The sequence below is a fragment of the Nocardia sp. NPDC004654 genome, assembly GCF_040609595.1.
Classification (GTDB): Bacteria; Actinomycetota; Actinomycetes; order Mycobacteriales; family Mycobacteriaceae; genus Nocardia.
In genome coordinates this window covers 40,956-61,123 of record NZ_JBEXKI010000010.1, presented here as the reverse complement: position 1 = coordinate 61,123, position 20,168 = coordinate 40,956, and the positions used below count along the sequence as shown (strand labels likewise).

Here is a 20,168-nt window from a genome sequence, read left to right as displayed (position 1 = left end):
GATCGTCCCACGTCGAGGCGGATCATGGGTGACACGGTCTAGCTCCGCGCGCGCGGGAGTCCGTAGTAGTCGAGGACCAGCCGTTCGTACAACCGGCCCGGAACCAGACGGCGGGTCCAGAACGACAGTCGAACATCGTTGCCGCACAAGTAGGTTTGGCGCGGCCGCGAGGTCTCCAGAATGTCCTGCACCTTCCGGGCGACCGCGACGGCCGGTTGGCCCTCGGCCAGATACCCGCTGACCCGTTCCAGCACCGCCTGGCGATCGGCGTCGTATTCCGGCAGCGGCGCGGACACGCGCACGGCCGATTCGATGATCGGAGTCACCGTCCACCCCGGCGCGAGCACCGACACCGCGATGCCGAACCCGGCCGCCTCCATCCGCATCGCCTCGCCGATCCGCTCCACCGCGGCCTTCGTGGCCGAGTACCAGCCGCCGTAGGGTTCGGCGATCGCGCCCGCGCCGGAGCTGACCACGATCACCCGGCCACCACCCTGCGCGCGCATGATCGGCATGACCGCGCGCACCACCCGGTGGGTGCCGAGGACATTGGTGTCGAACAGGGCGGCTGCCTCGTCCGGTTCGGTCTCCTCCACCGAGCCGACCACGCCGTAGGCGGCGAAGGTGACCACGGCGTCGATCCGGCCGTGCCGCGCGACCACGTCTTTCACCCAGGCGCGCACCGCCTCCGTATCCCGGACGTCCACGGTCGCGTGGGACGGCCCGGCGACGAGATCGGAACCTTCCACGGTGTAGCCCGCGCGCGCCAGATGCTCCGCCGTCGCCGCACCCATGCCGTTGGCCGCGCCGGTCAGCAAGACGACTTTGCTCATGCCGCACACACCTTCAGCGCCCGCGGCAGCACTTCCAGCCGCGCGGATTCGACCACGGTGATCTCGCCGTCCAGCTCCAGCGGGACGGGCCGTTCGGGCCGCAGCTCCACGGCGGTGTCGCGATGACAGACCGCCAGCGGAGATCCGGTGAACGCGCCGCGGTACAGCCCGGCGATCAGGCCAAGGACGCGCAGTCGTCCCGCGGCCGCCCAGATGTTCACGTCGAACCGGCCGTCGGTCCGGGTGACGGGGGTGTCGTAGTACATGCCGCCCGCGAAGTGCACGCTCTTGAGCACCCCGATATTGGTGATCGGCGCGGTGTGCGTCCAGTCGGTGCCGCGCACCTCGAGACGCAGCGGGCGATGGGTGGCGATATTGCGCAGGGCCGTGGCGACGATGGCGGCCTCCACGTTTCGCGACTTCAGCCAGGCCAGCGCGCCGGTCGCGTTGTTGAACGAATCGTTGCCCGCCGCGACCAGTCCCATGCTCGCGTTGAGCAGGAAGTAGCGCACCGCGCGGGTGCCGTCGGGCAGGAGCATCGTCGCCTTGCCGACGTCGACCGCCTCCGCGCGCGCCGCGTCGACCCGGACCGCGACGCCGTCGACGAGGGCCGACGGCGGCACCGGCTTGTGGAAGTCGTTGGAGCTGCCGAGTCCGATGGCGCCGAGCGCGAGTTCCTCCGCGCCGCGGCGCGGCCGATCGGTCTCCGGATCCATGATCGCGTTGAGCACCAGGTTCACCATGCCGTCGCCGCCCGCCGCGACGATCGCCTCCGGCTTCGCGCCGTCGGCCGTTTCGATGTGGGTGAGCACCAGCTTCACCGCTTGGTCGGCATCGGCGGGCAGTTCGACGGTCATGCCGGGATGACGTTCCCGCAGGGCACGTTCCACCGGCTGCCAGCGTCGCAGGGCGGTCCCCGCGTTGGATTGCGGATTCAAGATGACGAGCATGACTTCTCCTCGTTGCCCAGCCACACGCGCAGCCGGGTCCAATCTCCCGTGGTGACCAAACCGGTCCGCGAACAATCGTGCGGCACAGCGGTTTCCGCGACACCCAGCAGGAAGACCGGGATGCCGATCCGGGCGGCGGGCGCGTCGTTGGCGGCGTCGTTGCCGATCATCACGCAGTCCCGCGCCGCGAGGCCGAGCCGGTCCAGCAGCTCGCTGTAGAACTCCACGCGCGGCTTCGACCGGCGCATGCTCTCCCCGCTGGTGATGAACTCGAAGACGCCGGGATCATGGCCGCCCCAGCGTAATCGGGTGGTCGCGGTGCTCAGCGGCCAGAGCGGATTGGTGGCGACGATCTGCGGGACGCCCGCCTCGCGCAGCTCGCGCACCGTCGACACCGCCTCGGGCAGCGCCGGGAAACAGCGGCGCAGCCGGACGAAATCGTGCTCGGCCAGCCGCCGTAGCCGCTCGTCCACCCGCTCGCGTCCGATGTCCAGCCGATCCGCGAGCAGGTCGACCATGAATTCGGTATTGGTGCGGTCGGTTTCGTTGCGACGCACCTCCGGAAGGACACCGGAGAGCACCCGGAGGAACCGGTGCGGCGGCGTCAGGTCGCGGAAGGCCAGCGCCGCCGTGAGCGGCATCAGCGTCTTGAAGCCGCGCCTGCGCAGGCCGACCAAGGTGCCGTCCAGGTCCCACAGCACGGTGCGGTGTGCCCCGGTCATTCCTGACTGTCCAGCACGGCTTGCAGGTCGGCGCGGGTCAGCCCGAGTTCCGCGGCGTACTCGTCGATCCCGGGCCGGGCGGTGGCCGTCCGCACGCCCGCGCGCTGCGCGAGCTCCGCACCGTAGGCCGCCCCGAGGTCGACGACCGTCTTGGCCAGCGCCGCGGGGAACAGCCAGCGGCCGAGATCGCGCTGGAACACCCGGGTCAGCCGGTAGGGGGCGGACACCCGCGCGCCGAGTGCCGCGAGCGCCTTGGGCTCGCGCAGCGAACTCATGCGCTCCGCCTCGTCGGCGGGCACCAGCAGCAGATCCGACCACAGCCGCCCGAAGCTGGCGCGCTTCTCGTGCGCCTGCGCCGTCATGTTGAATTCGGTGTAGGCCTTCTCGATCCGCGAGGTGTGCGTGGAGCGGCTGCGCAGCAGCGCATGGATGTCGGCGGTCTTGCGCGCGGTGTCGTAGCGGGTGAAGCGGTTGATCCTCGGCCGCACCCGGTCGACGAGGGCGGCGAACGCCGGGTTCGGCACCAGCCGGTGGCTCAGTGAGAGCGCGTGGTACATCAGGCTTTCGGTGCCCGCCTTCGCGATCTCGCCCGCGAGCAGGTCGTAGTCGAGATCGGTGGCGTAACGGGAGAGGTTCCACAGATCGCCGAGTTCGCGCACGCCGGTCTTGTAGTACGGCAGGTGCACGCCGAGGTGGTGCAGGTTGTCCTCGTGCGCCATGGCCCAGGCGGGCACACCGTAGAAGTCGATGGGGCGCACCCGATCCCAGATGGCGGCGTAATCGATCGTGTACGGGGCCAGCGGCGTGATCAGTCCCCAGTGCGTGCCGACCACCAGCGCGCCGTCGCGCGAGACGAACGAGGGCAGATGGTGCGAGCGCTCGGACCGCATCTTCGGGGCCTTGCCGAGCAGCTCGGAGGTGGCGAAAAGCCCCAGCTCCCGGTAGATCTCGATGGCGGTGTCGACTTGATCCAGCTCGATCAGGATGTCCAGGTCGTTCATCCGCTTGTAGCGCGGGTCGCCGTAGATCTCGGTCGAGAAGAGCATCCCCTTGAGCACCACGCACCGCACGCCGCGTGCGTCGAAGCGGCGCAACAACTCCAGTGCCCCGGCCAGCCTGCGCTCGTTGACGGCGGCGATGTGGTCGGTGACGGCGGCGAACTCGGCGCGGATCGCGTCCGGCACGAGTTCGTAGAGTTCCTCGGCCTCCAACCTGCGCTGTACGAGCGGCACTGTCGCGTTGACCTTCGCCAGCGCGAAGAACTCGGCCCAATCGGTGACGTCGTGGGCCAGCTTGGCCATCTCGGCGCGCTCGTCTCCGCTCGGCGCGGCCAGTGCCGCGTGCACCAGCAGCCGTTCGACGGCGGTGCCGCCCGCGGCGATCTCGGTTCCGGTCATGCCGCACCCTCCTGTTCTGGATGAAAACCGAAGCTTCTGGCGACGGTCGAGATCTGTTCGAGCGCGAAGTCGAGCTGATCGCGGGTCAGGGTGGCCATCATCGAGACCCGCAACCGCTGCTGCTCCCTCGGCACCGCGGGGAATTCGACGCCGTTGACGAAGACGCCCGCCCGGTGCAGCGCGGCGACCACCTCGGCGACGGCCAGGCGCTGCGGCACCAGAATCGGGATGATCGCCGTCTGCGGATCCACCGCGAAACCCATCCGGCGCAATTCCCGCGCGAAATAGGCGGTGTTGTCGTGCAATTGGGCGACCCGCTCGGGATGGGCGTCGATGAAATCGATCGAGGCGAGCACCGCCGCGACCACCGCGGGCGACAGCGACGCCGAGAACATGTAGGAGCGTGCGAAGAAGCGCAGCGTGTCGACCAGGTCCTTGGACCCGGCGACAAAGCCGCCGGTGGTGGCGAACACCTTCGAGAAGGTGCCCATGTACAGCTCCACCGACCCGTCGCCGAGACCGAAGTGCTCGGCGGTGCCGTGGCCTTTCGCGCCGAGCACGCCGGTGCCGTGCGCGTCGTCGATGGCCAGCCAGGCGCCGAACGAATCGCACAGCGCGCGGATCTCCGGCAGCGGGGCGATGTCGCCGTCCATGGAGTAGACGCCCTCGACCGCGACCACGATGTTCGCGCCAGGATTGCGCCAGCGCACCTGCATCAGGCGGTGCCGCAGGTGGCGCAGATCGTTGTGCTGGAAGGCCATCGATCGGACGCGTCCCAGCTGGATGCCGTCGTAGAGGCTGGCGTGGCTCTGCTCGTCGTAGAGCAGGGTGTCGCCGTTGCGCAGCAGACCGGTCACCCAGCCGACGTTCGCCGCGTAGCCGGAGGAGAACACCATCGCCGACTCGCAGCCCTTGGTCTCCGCCAGGCGCTCCTCCAGCCGCCGGTGCAGCGAGGTGGTGCCGTTGAGCAACGGCGGTCCACCGCATCCCACGCCGAACTCCCTGGTCGCGGCGACCGCGGCCTCGATGATCTCCGGCTCGCTGCCGAGCCCGAGATAGTTGTTGGAGCCGAGCATGATCAGTTCCCGGACCTCGCCGCCGTCCGGGTCGCGCACCTGGACGACCGGCCCGGCCGGGCCGGTGATCTCGCGCAGCACGAAACCGCTGCCCCTGGCGTTCGTGACGTACGGCCGGAATTCCTCGAAGCGCTGCTCGAAGGTGTGCGCCGCGGGGTCGAGATAGTGTTCGAGACTGAAGTTCTCGCCGTGACCGGCGGTCGTAGCGGTAGTAGTGGCGCCCATTTAGTTGTCCTCGTGCACGATGGTTGCGGTGCCCGCGCGTCCGTCGAGCACCAGGCGGTCTCCGGTCGCGACAAGGCGGGTGACGCCGGGAACGCCGACGACAGTGGGAATGCCGAGTTCGCGGCCGATGATGGCGGTGTGCGAGAGCACACTGCCCTTCTCGCTCACCAGGCCGCCCGCGGCGACCATCAGGAAGACCCAGCCGGGATCGGTGGTCGCGGCGACCAGGATCTGCCCGTCGATCTCCACTTCGGGATCCGGGGTGCCGAGCACCAGCGCGGGCGCCTCGACACGCCCCGGCGCGCAACCGATGCCGCGCAGCACGGTCTGCGCCGTCGCGTCGACTGCCGAAATCGAGGCGTCGAAGGCGGGGTCGTCGATGCTCGCCGCGGCGATGCCGGTGGTGACGATCCGGGTGGGGAGTTCGGTGCCGCGCCAGCGCTCGTGATCGCGTTTGCGGGTGGCGACGGTGCGGGCGGCGTCGGTGTCGACGGCGGTGCCGCGGGTCAGCGCCGCGATCTCCTCGTAGGTGAGCCAGAAGATGTCGCGCGGATCGTCGAGCAGGCCCGCGCCGTGCATCTGCTTGCCGAACTCCCGGAACACCCGCTTGACCAAGCCGAAGGAACGGCTGCGGCCCAATCGCATGTTCTCGCGCTGCTTCACGTGCTCGCGTGCGCGGCCCAGCGCGAGGCGGAAGGCGAGGCGCCGGGGGAAGCTGTCGCGGAACAGCGTGGCCGCGGTCCGCTCGGCTTCGCGGCGGATCGCTTTCTCGCGCGCCGCCATCTCGTCGATGTTCTGCCCGCCGCGCAGGTAGTTGCGCAGCATCGGCACCAGACGCTCGGGGTGCTCGCCGAGTGGGTCGGTCTCGAGCTTGAGCTCGTCGACGGTGCGATCGCCGAACAGCGCGATATGGCGCAGGCAGGCCGCGCGGAAGGCGGTGAATTCGGGCTGTGCCAATGTCTTCCACACTGTCGGCGCATCCAACGGGCCGGTGAACAGTTCGCGCAGGGCCGAGTCGTCGCGGATCGTCGCGGTCAACGCGAGCGCCGAGCGCACCGGGTCGACGCTGTCGACACCTTCCTCGCCGCAGAACAATTCGTTGCGCAGCGTGATCGCCTCGGTCTCGTCCAGCCCCTGGCGTTCCAGCAGCAGCCCGACGACGTGGAACAGCTGCTGGGCGAGGAAGTCGTTGAAGATCTGCACCGAGTACGCGGGCACCAGCTCGTGCAGGCAGCGCTCCATCCACCGCAGCAGCGCCTCCGGATCGCGTTCGCGCTCCGGCGTTTCGGGGTCGAGGCGGTAGTCGAGGTCCGCGGTGAAGGCGGCCAGTTCGGTGAAGAACGCCCGCAGCCTGCGCGGCAGCCGCAGCCAACCGGCACCGATGATCGCGAAGACCCGCACCCGCAGCGCGTACATCCGCAGCTGGGCGAGACCGCGTTTCGGTGTGGCGGGGCGTTGGTAGCGGTTCTCGATGTTGAGGGCGGCCTCCCAGCCCTCGATCGCGAACTCCATGCCGGGAATCTGCAGGAACAGCCGGTACCAGTTGCTGATGTTGTAGTAGATCCGCCCGTGCGCGGTGCCGACCAGATACGGGTACAGACTCGCCGCGTTGCGGTCCACGATCGCCCCGGTCGCGCCGAAATCCCGGTGGCAGGCGCGGAAGACCTGCTCGTAGGCGGCGCGCAGGATCGAGAACGTCAGCGGGCTGGACAGTCCCGGGTAGGACTCGGCGACATTGACGTTGTCGAAGATGGTCTCGCGGGCTCCCGTCGCGGTGACCGGGCGGGCCTGCAACAGGAACAGCGTGCCGTCCGCGTCATAGGCCCACTCGACGTCCTGTGGCGCGCCGAAGGTTTCGGCGAGCGCGGCGGCGGTACGGGTGAGCTGAAGAATCCGTTCGTCGGTCAGCGCGGGATCGGCACTGCCGCCGGCGATTTCCGCCACGGCGGTGCCGGAACCGGCTTCGGCGACGACCCGGCTCCGCTTGTCGACGACGTTGCGGGAAACGATGGCGCCCGAGGCGTTGTCGACGAAGTAGGTGTCGCACTCCACCGTGCCCGCCACCACGCCTTCGCCGAGACCCAACGCCGCCGAGACCACCGATTCGGCCGGGTCACCGGTCTGCGGATTGCAGCTGAAGACCACGCCGGCGACCGCGCTGTCCACGAGCACCTGAACCAGGACCGCGCACTCGACGCCGCCGTTGTCGAGGCCGCGATGCGCCCGATAGAAGAGCGAACGCTCCGAATAGGCCGAAGCGAGCACCTCCAGCAGGGCGTGGGCCACCCCGTCCGGCGCGACATTGAGGATGGTATCGAGCTGCCCGGCAAAGGAATCCGTAGCGGAGTCCTCGCCGCTGACCGAGGAACGGACCGCGAGCCGCACGTCGGCGGACCACTCCGCGACCGCGGCGTCGAGTTCGGCCGCCGTCTGGGCGGGCAGCGCGAGGCCGAGGATGAGGCCGCGGATCGCCGCCGACACCGACCGCAGCGACGCCGGGTCGGTGTGGTCCAGGGTCTCCAGCAGTTGGGCGATGCCCTCGGTGACGGGCGCGAGGATCTCCGCGCACGCCTCGGTGGTCACCACCGCGAACGGCGGCACCCGGTGACCGGCCGCCAGCAGGCGGCCGAGGTTCGCGGCCTTGGCCCCGAAACGCGCGGTGTGCTCCGGCGCCGCGTCCGGGCGGGCGGCCAGCGTCGCGGCGGGCACCACCGCGCCGGTGTTCGTCGGTTTCATAGGTATGTGCCTCTGCGTATCGAAAGGGCAAGGGGGCGTGCGCTCATCGGGCCGGCTCCGCCATGCTGTCGGTGGTCGCGGCCACCGGTTCGCGCCGCGTCAGTCGCACCAGCACCGGATCGGGGGTGTTGGAGATCTCCGGGTTCTCCCGCACCCGCAGACCGTTGACCAGTTCGATGTCGTACCGCGCCAGCAACATCGCCAGACCGACGCGCAGCTCGGTCAGCGCCATGTGCTGGCCGACGCACAGGTGCGCGCCCCACCCGAACGGGAAGTAGCTGAACGACGAGCGCGCCCGGTTGCGCTCCTTGGTGAATCGGTCCGGGTCGAAGGTCAACGGGGAGTCCCAGAAGTCCGGGAAGCGGTGGTTGACGAACGGGCTGATCACCACGATCGCGCCCGGTTCCACATCGAAGCTGTCGAAACTGTCGGCCTCGAGAGCGGTGCGGCTGAACGCCCACGCCGGTGGGTGCAGCCGCATCGACTCGTCGATGGCCCTGCCGGTCAATTCCAGCGCGGGCAACGCGCCCGCGACGTCTCCGGTCCCGAGGGCCGCGTCGACCTCGGCCCGAACCCGTTTCAGCACAGCGGGATTGCGGCACAGCTCGTAGATGGTCCAGGCCAGTGCGCCGCCGGTGGTCTCGTGCCCGGCGAGCAGGAAGGTCAGGACCTCGTGCCGCAGCTGTTCGTCGTCCATCGCGTGGCCCGCGTCGTCGCGAGCCACGAGCAGGCGGCTGAGCAGCGAATCGGCCGCGCCGGACGCGGCGGCGCGGTGTCCCTGGATGACGTCGTCGACGACCCGGTGCAAGCGGTTCAGCACGCCTTGGAACCGCCGGTTGGCCGGGGTGGGCACGTTCGGCGGGATCTGGATCGGCGCGGCCATGTGCCGCATCACCCAGGAGACGCCCTCGCGCACGTCGTCCTCGATCTGCGGTAGCACACCGTCGATGTCGGCGCCCATGGTCGCGCGGCACACCACATCCGCCGCGAAACCCATCACCTCGGGCACCAGATCGAACGCCGCGCCGTCGGCGGCGCGCTTGTCCAGCCGGTCCAGCATCCGCTGCCCGCACGCGATCATCAGCGGGATCTCGGTGTCGACGTGCCTGCGCGCGAACGCCGGTTTGATCAACGCGCGCTGGCGTTTCCAGAGTTCGCCGCCGCTGGTCAGCAGGCCGGGGCCGAGCAGATAGTTCAGGCTCTGATAGCTGATGCCCTTGGCGTACTTGGCCGCGTTGGTCACCAGCACCTGGTTGATGTGGTCGGGATTGACCAGCAGGTGCAGTTGCTGATGGACCAGCCGCAGCCGGACGCTGCCGCCGTGCGCGACGGCCTGCTCGTAGAACAGCGTGAGCGGGTCGGCGCGGTAGTCGAGGTAGGCGCCGAGCGGATGCCGCAGCGCGGGACCGGCGAGCGCGCGTGCCGTCATACCGCACCTCCCGCGTCGACGAGTTCCGGCGCGGGCCGCTCGACGAACAGGCGACGTACTTCGGCGCGCTGCACCTTCCCGCTGGTGGTCTTGGGAATGCTGCGCGGCGCCACCACATGGACATCGGCGGCCAGCACGCCGGTGCGTTTGCTCACCGCGACCCGCACCGCGCGCCGCAGCGCCTCGTGTTCGTCTGTGGCGACGGCGGTTTCGACCACGAGGTGCAGTTCCTCCGACAGGCCAGCGGCATCCGCGTGGCCGACCGCCGCGACTCCGCCGAGCCGCACGCCATCCACCTGTTCGGCCGCGATCTCGAAATCGGTCGGGAGGTAGTTCGCGCCGCGGATGATGATCAGGTCCTTCTGCCTGCCGGTGATGCGCAGCCTGCCCGCCCGCAGATAGCCGATATCGCCGGTGTCCCACCAGCCGTCGGACAGCGCCGAGGCCGTCGCCTCGGGGAGCCGGAAGTAGCCGACGGTCGTCGACGGACCGCGGAACTGAATGCTCCCGACCGTATTCTCCCCGCAGGGTACGCCGTCGCCGTCGACGATACGGACCTCGGTGCCGAGCACCGGCGCGCCGCAGTCCACGATCTGCAACCCGTCGGGATCGCCTGCCGAAACATCCAGTGCCACACCGTTTCTGGTCAACCCTCGCCGGGAGACCGAGTCGTAGGCGACCGGCGCGTGCGGGCGCGCGACGGTCACGGCCAGCGAGGCTTCCGCCATGCCGTAGCAGGGCACCAGGGCGTCCGACGGCAGTCCCCACGCGCCGAAACGATCGACGAAGCGCTGCACGGTGGGCGGGTGGATCGGCTCAGCGCCGCAGAACAGGAACCGCCAGCTCGACAGGTCCACCCCGGCCAGTTCGGCGTCGGTGACCCGCGCCGCCGCGTAGCCGTAGGCGAAGTTCGGTGCGGCGGTGAAGGTTCCGCGGTACTTGCTCACCGCGCGCAGCCAGTCGCCCGGGCTGCGCAGGAATCGGCTCGGCGGCATGAGCACCGCGTCGATGCCGCGGAACATGGGGGTGAGGAAGCCGCCGATCAGTCCCATGTCGTGGTGCAGCGGCAACCAGCCGACCCAGGTGTCGCCCGGTCCCATCGCCGCGGCCAGCGCGATCTGCTCGCAGTTCGCGGCCAGATTGGCGTGGGTGATCTGCACCCCCTTCGGCGTCCCGGTGGAGCCCGAGGTGGCCTGGATGAACGCCAGGTCGCCGGGGTCGGGGAGACGTGGCGGCAGCGCGGGCGCGTCCGGATCGCCCGCGCGCCGGTGCACCGCCGCGCCGTCGAGGCCGGTCAGCCCCGACGGGAGTTCCGCCGCCGCAAGCACGGTCGCGGTGGCGACGACCACCTTCGGCTCGAGGTAGCCGATCAGCCGGTGGAACTTCTCGTAGAACAGCTCCGCCGAACCGAATCCGCCCGGCGTCGCCACCGCCGTCGGCACGGCACCGAGCAGCAGCGCGCCGAAGAACGCGGTGACGAACTCGGGGGAGGTGGGCAGCGACAGCACCACCCGATCGCCGGGGCGTACCCCGGCGTCGGACAGCGCGGCCGCGGCGCGTCCAGCCGCCAGCGCGAGATCATCGTGCCGCCAGGAGAATTCGCCGTCCGTGCCGCGCTCCGGCACGAAGATCGTGGACGGGCCGTCGGTTCCGCGTTCGGCGTTCGCGAGCAGCGCGTGCACGAGGCTCGGATGCCGCGGCGCCAAGCGCGCGTTCACGACTCGCCCCGCACGTACTCGACGATCTCGGCGACCGTATTCAACTGTGCCGCCACGTCTTCGGGGATCTCGATGGCGAACGCCTGTTCCAGCTGAATGGTCAGCTCGATGGCGGTCGGCGAGTCGAGCCCGTAGTCGATCAGCTGCGTGCCCGCGTCGATGTCGTCGGCCGCGACCCACAGCACCTCACCGACGATGACGCGGACGCGCGCCTCGATCTCGGCGGTGGAACGGGTTTGTGCACTCATCCGAAGAGTTTTCCTTCCGTGACGCAGGCGCGGACGGACTCGTCCAGATCGACGCCGTCGCCGGTGTCGATGCGATGGAAGCCGACCTCCGGGTAGGCGGCGGCCAGGGTGTCGCGCACCCGCAGGTAGCCGTCGCGCAGGGCGGCGAGGCGCTCCGCGGTCTCGTGCGCCTCCGTCGGGCCGTCGCCGGATCGTTCAGCACAACGGGCCGCCGCCTGCGCGGGCGGGACGTCGAGCCACAGCACGGCGTCGGGCAGCGTGGTGCGGAAGCGGGCGGCGAAACCCGCGACCGAGCTGGTGATGTCGCGGCCGACCAGGTCGGCGATCTCGGAGAGCAGCAGCCAGATGTCGGGGGCGCTGCCGAGCCGGGTGGACTCGGAGCGCTGCCAGGCCAGAATGTCGTCGAAAGTGCCGGGCCGGTGCCGTTCGAGCACCTCGGCGATCTCGGCCTCGCGATCGTGGCCGTTCCACTCCGGGCGCGCGAGCGCCACGTAGAGGGGGCCGTAGACCAGCAGCTCGATCAGCGGATGCCGTTCGAAGACAAGGACATCCGGCGCCCAGGTGTCGAGGAAGTGCCGCTCCACCGGACCGAACAGAGTCATCTGCAGGTACATGGCGGTGGCTTTCATCTCCAGGCTGGAGATCTCGTCACAGCCGACGCTGAATGCCCTGAGCTGCTTGGACAGATCGGTGAGCGGAACGTCGCGGGTGTTGTGGAAGTCCGGGCAGGTCATGGAGGCGAACGAGACGTGATCCCCGGCCGGGGCCAGCTCGCGCAACCGCGCCATGACCGAGGACTTGCCCGCGCCGTCGATGCCGACGATGGCGACGCGGCGGGTCATCGGTCGTCCTCCCGCAGCTGGGCCAGCACGGCTTTGGTGATCTCGGCGGGCGCGGCGGTGCCGTCCAGGCGCACCCAGCCCAGCTCCTCGGACAGCGATTCCAGCGCCTCGTGGCTGCGCTGCTGGAAGTCCAGGAACGCCTTCTCGTCGCCGTAGCCGCTCTCGTAATCGCTGCGCAACTGCTTGCGCCCCAACGCGTCCTGCGGGCTCACCGTCAGATAGAAGGTGCGGTCGGGCTCCGGGAAACCCGCCGTGAGCTGACGCAACACCGCGGGATCACCGCCGTGCGCGACCTCGGTGGCGTAGTACTTGTACCAGTAGGCGTTGGCCAGCACGATGTCCACGCCGCGCGCGGCGGCCAGATCGAAGGACAGCTGCATGGCGTGGAACAGGAAGTGCGCGCGGCTCAACGGCGTGAGCAGCTTCAGGTAGCCGTAGATCTCGGACGGGCTCTGCCACGGCAGCTTCGAGGAGACCTTCGGGTCCAGGAAGGCGTCCCAGATCGTGACCGCGGCGACGCTCTGTCCCTGGGCCTCGAACTCGGCGGCGATCCGCGCCACCTGCGTGGTCTTGCCCGACCCGTCGCCCCCCGCGATGCAGATCAGGCGTTTGCGTGCGGTCAGTGGTTCATCCCTTCTAGGCGCCGGGCGCGGGGGCGCCGGGCGGAGTGGTTCTTCGGAGGGGGTGGTCGACGTTGCCGCGGCTGCGGATCGGTCGAATTCGGCTGTGCCGCTGGCATTTTCGGCGGTCGCTGTTGCCGGGGCGACCGTCCCGCCACTTTCGCCCGCACCCGTATCCGTCGCCGCGTCGAGCACGCTGATCACGCCCGCGCTGCCGTCGACCCGGATGCGCTGACCCGACCGCACCGCGCTCGTCGCGCCCGCGACGTTCAGCACCGCCGGAATCCCGTATTCGCGCCCGATGACGGCGGCGTGCGAGAGCATGCCGCCCACCTCGGTGACGACGGCCGCCACCAGGCCGAGCGCCGGGGTCCAGCCCGGATCGGTGAAGCGGGTGACCAGAATGTCGCCCTCGCGCAGCTGATCGATGTCGGCCAGCGAGGTGATCACCCTCGCGGTGCCCTCGGCGACGCCGGGGCTGCAACCGAGCCCGGTCAGGTCGCCGTCGCCGATCTCGCGGACCGCCCCGACGGTGACCCCGCCGCCGAGTTCGTGCGGCGGCGTCAGATCCCGGTATCCCGCGTACATCGCACGGCGGTAGGCGATTCGGGGCGCGAGCTCGTCGATGTCCACGCGGCCCGCGACCAGATCGCTCAACTCGTGGATGCTCAGCTGGAACGCGTCGTCGGCATGTTCGAGCGTGCCCGCCGCGGCCAGCCGGACGCCCGCTTCCACCACGTAGGCCCGCACGATCGCGTAGCACTGCGAGGAGAACTCGCGCATCCGTTCGCGCGCGACCAGATAGCGCCGGATCCGGTCGACGTGCTTGTCGATCGCCTTGGCGTACTTCACCCGGGTCAGCGGCTTGGACCGCACCCTGGTCCGCAGTGCGGCGAGCTCGGCCTCGTAGCGTTTGCGCTGCTCCACCTGTGTCACGTCGGGATCCGCGGGCGCGGTGCCGTGCTGGAGCATGACCGCGATCATCGAGCGCACCCGGTCGGGCGCCTCGGACCAGCGCGGGCAGGTCAGATCCAGCTCGGCGTCGGCGTGGAAGCCCTGCTCGGCGACGAATTCGGCGAGCGCCGTGTCCCACGCGGCGCTGTCGAGCCCGTGTTCGGTTGCCACGCGGTGCAATTCGACGATGCCGCGCTGCAACTGCATGTGGCTGATCTCGGCCAGCCCGCCCATCAGGTCGATGGCCGAGGTCGATCCCTGCGTGGCGGCGTCGACCTTGTCGAGCAGCTGCTTGAAGTCGGTCTGCACGCTCGAGTTGTTGTAGATGGTGGTGAAGTAGGTGCGTTCGGTGCCGGCGTGGAAGGTCAGCAGGCAGTCGGTCAGGTCGGCGGCGAAGGTGGTCTCGTCGGTCTGCGCCAGGCCGGCGACCCGTTCCCGCCAGAGCGCGTGTTTCGCGGGCCATTCCGCCGCGAAGGCGTCCACCGCGGCCAGCTGGTCGCGATAGCTCTGCTGGACGGCCAGCGCCGCAGGCAGCGCCTTGGCGATGGTCTTGGCATTGGTCGGGGTGCGGTGCGGACCCTCGGGCCCGTATTCGTTGAGCACGCCGAGGTCGTCGTCGAAGTGCTGCTCATCGAAGCCGGGGATCTTGAAGAAGCAGTTCTTCACCGCGCTGACATTCCAGTAGGCGCGGCCGTAGTACATGGCCATCCAGTCCGGTTCCACACCGGGGTCGGCGAGCTTCAGCCGCTCGAAGAACCGCTGCATCGAATGCTGGAAGGCGTTGTCGTACAACGAGAACATCATCGGTGTGCAGACACGCGCCGAGACACCGCCGTCGCGCAGATCCGCGTCGGAGAACTGATCGATGTCGGTGCGCCAGGTGATCGCGGTGATGGCCCTGGCCTGGAGCAGCCACAGCTTGCCCGCACCGTCGATCGCCCACTCGATGTCCTGCGGACGGTGCCGGTGCGCCTGCACGGCCAGCATCAGCGCGGCGAGTCCCGTGGTGTCGGTCGGCGCGAGTTCCACGTCCTCACCGCCCGCGTCCCGCTCGACGACGGTGCCGTCGAACAGCCGCAGCGTGTACCGGGTCGGTGTCAGCTGGCCCGAGACCAGTCGTTCGCCGAGACCCACGCAGCATTCGACGACCGCGTGTTCCTCGATGCCGGTGAGCGCGTCGATGCTGAAACCCACACCGGCGTAGCGCGCGTCGACCATCCGCTGCACCAGCACCGCCACGGTGGCTTTCGCCTCGGTGTAGCCGTGCTTGGCGAGGTAGGTGCGCACCCGGTCGTTGTGGACCGAGGCGCGGCACTGCCCGATGTAGTCGCGCAGCGCCGAGATGTCGGTGATGTCCAGGTAGGACTCGTACTGCCCGGCGAAGCTGGCATCGTCGAGGTCTTCGAGCACGCCGCTGGAGCGCGCGGCGACCGGGAATCCGCCCAGCGCCTGCACCCAGCGGGTGAGGTCGTCGTCGCCGATCGCGTCGAGGTCGAGTTCGGCGGGCACCACGAATCCCGGCGGCACCTCGAAGCCCGCGACGATCAGTTCGTGCAGGGTGGCGGCCTTGCCGCCGGCTCGTTCGGGGACGAAATCCGCCGCGCCGAGGAACATCGGCGCAAGTGTCGGGTTGTCGGACACGGTGGAAGCTCCTGTCGGAAGCAGAACCGGGCGCACCTCGTGGCGAGCCGCCAGTTCGCGCGCGGCGTGCACGCCCGCGGCGGTGAGCCCGCCGTACGAGGGGCTCGCGGTGTCGGGCTCGAAGCCGAGCAGCACCGTCTCGGCCATGCAGGCGTAGACGATGCCCGGGGGCAGTCCGGTTTCGGGGAAGGGAGGTGTCTGGCCGAGCGGCAGCGCCATGCGACCGCCGGAGACCAGGGTGATGTTCGGGCGCTCGGCGACGGTGGGATCCACGTCGCCGGGGACCGCCAGATCGCACACCAGCACCGGATGGTCCGCCGCCAGCAGGTCCGCGGTGACGAGCGGCGTCGCGGAATTGGTCGCGGTGAGCACGACGTCGCAGTCCCGCAGCGCGGCTAGGTTCTCGCTGACCTCGACCGCGCCCGCGCCGAGCTGGTCCGCCACGCGGCGCAGTCGGCTCGCGGAGCCGGGACGCCCCACCAACGTGATCGAATCGGCGTGCGGGGCAAGCAGTTCCGCCATGACCGCGCCGATATTGCCCAGCGCGCCGAGGATGCCGACGCGCCGTCGCCCGGGACCGAGCCGGGCCAGTTCACCGCGCACCACCTCGTAGGCGGAGGCGGCGGTGAGCGAATTCCCGGAGGTCACCGTGACGGAGTCCTCCACCACGTCGCGGGAGGCGTTGGTCACGATGGAGGTGTAGCCGCCGAGACCGATCACCGTGGCGCCCAGCGCGATCGCCTGTTCGACGGCGTCGAGCACCAGATCGCGCAGCCAGGCCCGGTGCCCGGCGCGCTGGCATTCGATGATCTGTTCCGCGGAGATCGGCACCGCGATCAGGCAGACCTCGACCGTGGCGCCGGTGGGCGAGGTGACGAGTTGCCTGGTCAGCTCGAAGGGCTCGGCGACACCGCGCAGTCGCTCGAAGAGCGCGGCGAACTGCGCGTCCGACCACTCGGCGAGCTCCGGTGCGAATCGGCGCAGATCGGCCGCCTCGGGCAGGTTGGCGAGGAAGGCCACCCGATTGGGTGCGCCGAAATCCCGCGCCACCACGGCGGTGTGCCGATCGGTGAGTGGTTTGCTGTCCGGCACTTGCCAATTCGTGGTGACCGGTGCCGCGAGGTGGGCGAGCAGCGTGGCCATGTCGCCGCGCTGCAGCACGGCCGCGAGTTCGTCGAGCGCGGACTCCAACCGGGCCAGATCCGCTTCGGCGAGGAACGCCGAAGGCTGGATGCGCAGCGTGGTCGGCGCGGACAGCGTCGGCAGCATCCGAATGCGGTGGGTGTGCAGCAGATAGCCCGCGACCACGTAGCCGAACATGTCGGGTTCGCAGATCTCCCGCAGCAGGGCCGATTCCGTCGCAGGCGGGACGAGTTCGATGCCCTGGAGGAGCCCGCGCCCGCGCACGCCGGCCAGCACCCGCGGCCAGCGGCGCGCCACCGCCTCCAAGCGGGACCGCAGCCGCGCACCGGTATCGGAGATGCGGATCTGGTTGTCGCGCAACAGGTCCAACGCCGTTTCGGCGACCGCGCAGGACAGGTCGTCGTCGGCGAAGGTCGAGGTGTGGTACCTGCCGAAGTCCGAGACCGACCCGCCGCGCTCGACCAGTAGCGCCGAGATCTTCACCAGTCCGCCGCCCAGCGATTTGGACAGCAGGTAGTAGTCCGCGGCGACTCCCGACGGCGCCGAGGCCAAGAAGGTGCCCGTGCGGCCCATACCGGATTGGATCTCGTCGAAAACCAGTGCGGCCGTGTGCTGGTCGGCGAGTTCGCGCAGCGCGCGCAGCGTCGCGACAGGTACCTCGCGCACCCCGCCTTCGCCCTGGATGGGCTCGGCGAAGACCGCGGCGATGGGCGAGAGGGAGGTCCGGGACAGTACCGGGCGTCCGGCGGCGTCCACGCTGATCCGGTCGATCGGTCGCAGCTCGTCCGCGAAGGCCGCCGCTATTTCGTCCGGCGCCCAGGTGTCGAGCTTGCGCCGTTCGGGGCCGGGCACCACCAGGTCCGCGGGCGTGTCGGCCTGCTCGGTGAGCGCGAAAGCGCCCGCCGTCTTGCCGTGGAAGGCGTTGGCCAGCGAGACGTACACCGGACCGCGCCGCGCGACTTCCTCGACCACACGCAGTGAGTCTTCGAGAACCGCTGCGGCCGAGCGTGTTTCCTCTTGTTCCGGATCGGAAGTGCGTCCTTGGAGCGGACGTACCGCGTGCAGTCCGTCGCGACGCAGCCGACGCAGCGTCCGTCGCAGTTCGGTGCGCAACTCGGCGAGGCGGCGGTTGTGCGCGACCGCGGCGTGCCGGACGGCGGCCTCGACCGCGTCGGCGCCGGTGGACCCGAAGGTGACGACGTACTCGCCCCCGGTGCTCGCCCCGACCAGGTCCGAAAGCCGATGGGCCAGCCGGGCGGCGCCGGGACGGACACTGCCCTGCGAGACGAACGGCGTGTGCTGGTTCAGCCGCGCCGTGGCAACCCGCACCAGTGCCGGATGGTTGTGCCCGAACAGTGCCGCGCCGAAGCCGCCGACCAGATCGAGCACGCGCGCACCGTCCGCTCGGATCAGATGGTCGCCCTCGGCTCCGGCGTACACCACGTCCAGGTGGCAGGCGCGCAGCAACCGTGCCAGCCCGGGCCGGTTGTGCCGCGCGAAGTCGTCGAACAGTTGCTGCGCCGCGGCGTCCGAGCCGGACGCCGCGGCATCATGGTCTTGCGCTCTCGGGGCCATGCCGTTACGCACCGACCCCGCTGCGATGTGCGGTCTTGGTCGTCACGCACTCGATCACGTCACGCGCGGTATGTAATGCGGAGGCCTCCTCGTCGGAGATCTCCACGCCGAAGAGGCGCTCGAGTTCGATGATGATCTCGGCCGATCGAACCGAGTCCAAGCCATAATCCAGCAACGGTGTGTCGAGATCGATGTCGCGCACCTGCAAACCGGCGCGAAACAGCTCTCGCACGCGCTCGGACACGTCTCCGTGCGCGCTCATATCCAGCCCCCCGTCGCGCTCGGGTCTTCCCCGTACCCGAGCGGCACGACTACCGTCGCAGTGCTCGACCGTGGTGGCCAGAGCTTGACTTCTCCCTGGTCAGCGTAGGTTTCGGCGACTGCCGAAACCTCGAAAACTTGCCTTCCGCTATCGACAACCAAGACTGTTATGCCTCATATCTCGTCACTGTGCACATCTGTCACCGATCACAGTCGCGCTTTCGACCAATCTGTACACCGGTACTCAGCGCGCTGCAATGTGAAAAGCGGTGTCCCGCAGCGGCTCTGGCCGACGAGCAATCGAGTGGCTAATCAGCGTGTTCGCAGTGTGTGAAACGTGTTGTAACCCATAAGAAATGGGGTATGACGGCGCGTCGTGGCGAACCGTGGAAGCTGCGAGTGCGAGTTACAGGTATGCGTCCGAATCGGCAGCGGTAGACCGCCGGTCGGTAGCTCACGGGAAAGTTCGCTGTTCACGATCGGTTCACCGAACGGACGGGTGAAAATTGAAACCAACCTATCGGTACTTTCCAATTGAATTGGGCGGTACCACATCTCACTGCCGAATCCCACTCGATTCACGACGTTTTTACTCGACGCCGTATGTGCGGCGCGCTATTGCGGAGCTCGGCAAACCTTCATCAGCGATGGAAAATGTGACCGCTTTCATTACCGTCTGGTAGCAGAAACGTCTGTAATGGGTGTCACAACTCGTACGGTTTGTTCGGAAATCCGCCGAAATCGTGGAATCGGTTTGTCGTCCCCGCTTCGACAATCGCATGCCGGGCCCGCGCAGAACATCGGGCGCGGTCGCTTCGGCCGGGTATTCCGGCGATCGCGTCATGATCGCGCGAGCGCGGGGGAGTGGGGCGCAGGGGCGGCGTGCGGCCGATCGGTGTGCACCGCGGTGTGCAGACGGTGGACGAACGAAGCGGGGTCGTCGGCCTGAAAGACATTGCGGCCGAACGCCAAACCCGCGACACCGCTGGACAGGATGCGTTCCGCGTGCGCGACCGCCATGTCGGTGCGCTGCGCGGGTCCGCCCGCCACGACCACGGGGATGTCGACCGAGGCCACGACCTCGGACATGCTCGCCGGGTCGCCGGTGTAGGGCACCTTCACGATGTCGGCGCCTAGTTCGGCCGCGACCGCGGCGGCGTGACAGACCAGCTCCGGATCGGTGGGGTTCGAGACGCGCGGACCGCGCGGATAGACCATCGCGAACAGCGGAACGCTCCAGCGGTCGCACGCCCGCGCGACCTGCGCGACGTCTTCCAGCTGCTGGAACTCGGTGCGTGAGCCCAGGTTGACGTGCACGCTGACAGCGTCGGCGCCCAGCCGCAACGCCTCCTCGACGCCGGTGACGATGACCTTGTCATCGGGATCGGCGCCCCAGCGAGCACTGGCCGACAGGTGGACGATGAGAGCGAGGTCGTCGAAGACCGCCGGGTCGACGTGATCGAGCGCGCCCTTGTGCAGCACGGTGGCGTCCGCGCCGCCGACGCGCAGTGCGTGGAGCACCTCGCGCAGGCGGTGCGCACGCAACAGCGCACCTTCGCCGACAGTGTGATCGAGCGGGACGATCAGCAGCTTCGAATCGCCGTAGCGATGTAGGTTTTCGGTTCGATCGTGTCTTGCGAACGTCTTGGTCACGCGTGCCTCCCTTGTCGTATCCCCCTGCGCCGCAGACGCGGACCGGTCGTCTCCCATCCCGCGTGACGCATGAGCCCGACTGCACCGCCGTGCGAGGCGTCGTGTCGGGAGCGCGGAAGCTGTTGACCTACTGGAGGTTTCAGAG

Annotated in this window: 13 protein-coding genes; all 13 read right to left on the bottom strand. The window is 69.4% G+C overall.

Annotated elements, in window-relative coordinates; translation table 11 throughout:
- Positions 1 to 38: 38 nt before the first annotated feature.
- On the bottom strand, positions 39 to 833 hold the full coding sequence (locus ABZV58_RS29795) for an SDR family NAD(P)-dependent oxidoreductase (RefSeq protein WP_355003510.1): 795 nt from the start codon (positions 831 to 833) through the stop codon (positions 39 to 41).
- Entirely contained in the window at positions 830 to 1,783 is a 954-nt protein-coding gene (locus tag ABZV58_RS29790) for a diacylglycerol kinase family protein (RefSeq protein WP_355003509.1), read from the bottom strand. The genes ABZV58_RS29795 and ABZV58_RS29790 overlap by 4 nt, the downstream gene beginning before the upstream one ends.
- Positions 1,768 to 2,505, bottom strand: coding sequence for an HAD family hydrolase (locus tag ABZV58_RS29785; RefSeq protein WP_355003508.1), 738 nt, complete (start codon positions 2,503 to 2,505; stop codon positions 1,768 to 1,770). Before ABZV58_RS29785 ends, ABZV58_RS29790 begins: the two co-directional genes overlap by 16 nt.
- Entirely contained in the window at positions 2,502 to 3,902 is a 1,401-nt protein-coding gene (locus ABZV58_RS29780; RefSeq protein ID WP_355003507.1) for a nucleotidyltransferase family protein, read from the bottom strand. The genes ABZV58_RS29785 and ABZV58_RS29780 overlap by 4 nt, the downstream gene beginning before the upstream one ends.
- Positions 3,899 to 5,203 carry a pyridoxal phosphate-dependent aminotransferase family protein gene (locus ABZV58_RS29775; RefSeq protein WP_355003506.1) on the bottom strand — a complete coding sequence of 435 codons (1,305 nt, stop codon included), beginning with the start codon at positions 5,201 to 5,203 and terminating at the stop codon, positions 3,899 to 3,901. The genes ABZV58_RS29780 and ABZV58_RS29775 overlap by 4 nt, the downstream gene beginning before the upstream one ends.
- Entirely contained in the window at positions 5,204 to 7,939 is a 2,736-nt protein-coding gene (locus tag ABZV58_RS29770) for a PEP/pyruvate-binding domain-containing protein (protein WP_355003505.1), read from the bottom strand.
- 43 nt (positions 7,940 to 7,982) lie between these two features.
- Positions 7,983 to 9,368 carry a cytochrome P450 gene (locus ABZV58_RS29765; protein ID WP_355003504.1) on the bottom strand — a complete coding sequence of 462 codons (1,386 nt, stop codon included), beginning with the start codon at positions 9,366 to 9,368 and terminating at the stop codon, positions 7,983 to 7,985.
- Complete coding sequence (locus tag ABZV58_RS29760; protein WP_355003503.1) at positions 9,365 to 11,086, bottom strand: AMP-binding protein; 1,722 nt, start codon at positions 11,084 to 11,086, stop codon at positions 9,365 to 9,367. The genes ABZV58_RS29765 and ABZV58_RS29760 overlap by 4 nt, the downstream gene beginning before the upstream one ends.
- Positions 11,083 to 11,334 carry an acyl carrier protein gene (locus tag ABZV58_RS29755; RefSeq protein ID WP_355003502.1) on the bottom strand — a complete coding sequence of 84 codons (252 nt, stop codon included), beginning with the start codon at positions 11,332 to 11,334 and terminating at the stop codon, positions 11,083 to 11,085. Before ABZV58_RS29755 ends, ABZV58_RS29760 begins: the two co-directional genes overlap by 4 nt.
- Positions 11,331 to 12,176: a hypothetical protein gene (locus tag ABZV58_RS29750; protein WP_355003501.1), complete on the bottom strand. Its 846-nt coding sequence runs from the start codon at positions 12,174 to 12,176 to the stop codon at positions 11,331 to 11,333. Before ABZV58_RS29750 ends, ABZV58_RS29755 begins: the two co-directional genes overlap by 4 nt.
- On the bottom strand, positions 12,173 to 18,109 hold the full coding sequence (locus ABZV58_RS29745) for an aminotransferase class III-fold pyridoxal phosphate-dependent enzyme (RefSeq protein WP_355003500.1): 5,937 nt from the start codon (positions 18,107 to 18,109) through the stop codon (positions 12,173 to 12,175). The genes ABZV58_RS29750 and ABZV58_RS29745 overlap by 4 nt, the downstream gene beginning before the upstream one ends.
- Positions 18,110 to 18,113: 4 nt before the next feature.
- Positions 18,114 to 18,371 (bottom strand): acyl carrier protein, encoded by a 258-nt coding sequence (locus ABZV58_RS29740; protein WP_355003499.1) that lies wholly within the window; start codon positions 18,369 to 18,371, stop codon positions 18,114 to 18,116.
- An 839-nt stretch (positions 18,372 to 19,210) separates the two neighbouring features.
- Positions 19,211 to 20,023 carry a 2-amino-3,7-dideoxy-D-threo-hept-6-ulosonate synthase gene (locus tag ABZV58_RS29735; RefSeq protein WP_355003498.1) on the bottom strand — a complete coding sequence of 271 codons (813 nt, stop codon included), beginning with the start codon at positions 20,021 to 20,023 and terminating at the stop codon, positions 19,211 to 19,213.
- Positions 20,024 to 20,168 lie beyond the last annotated feature (145 nt).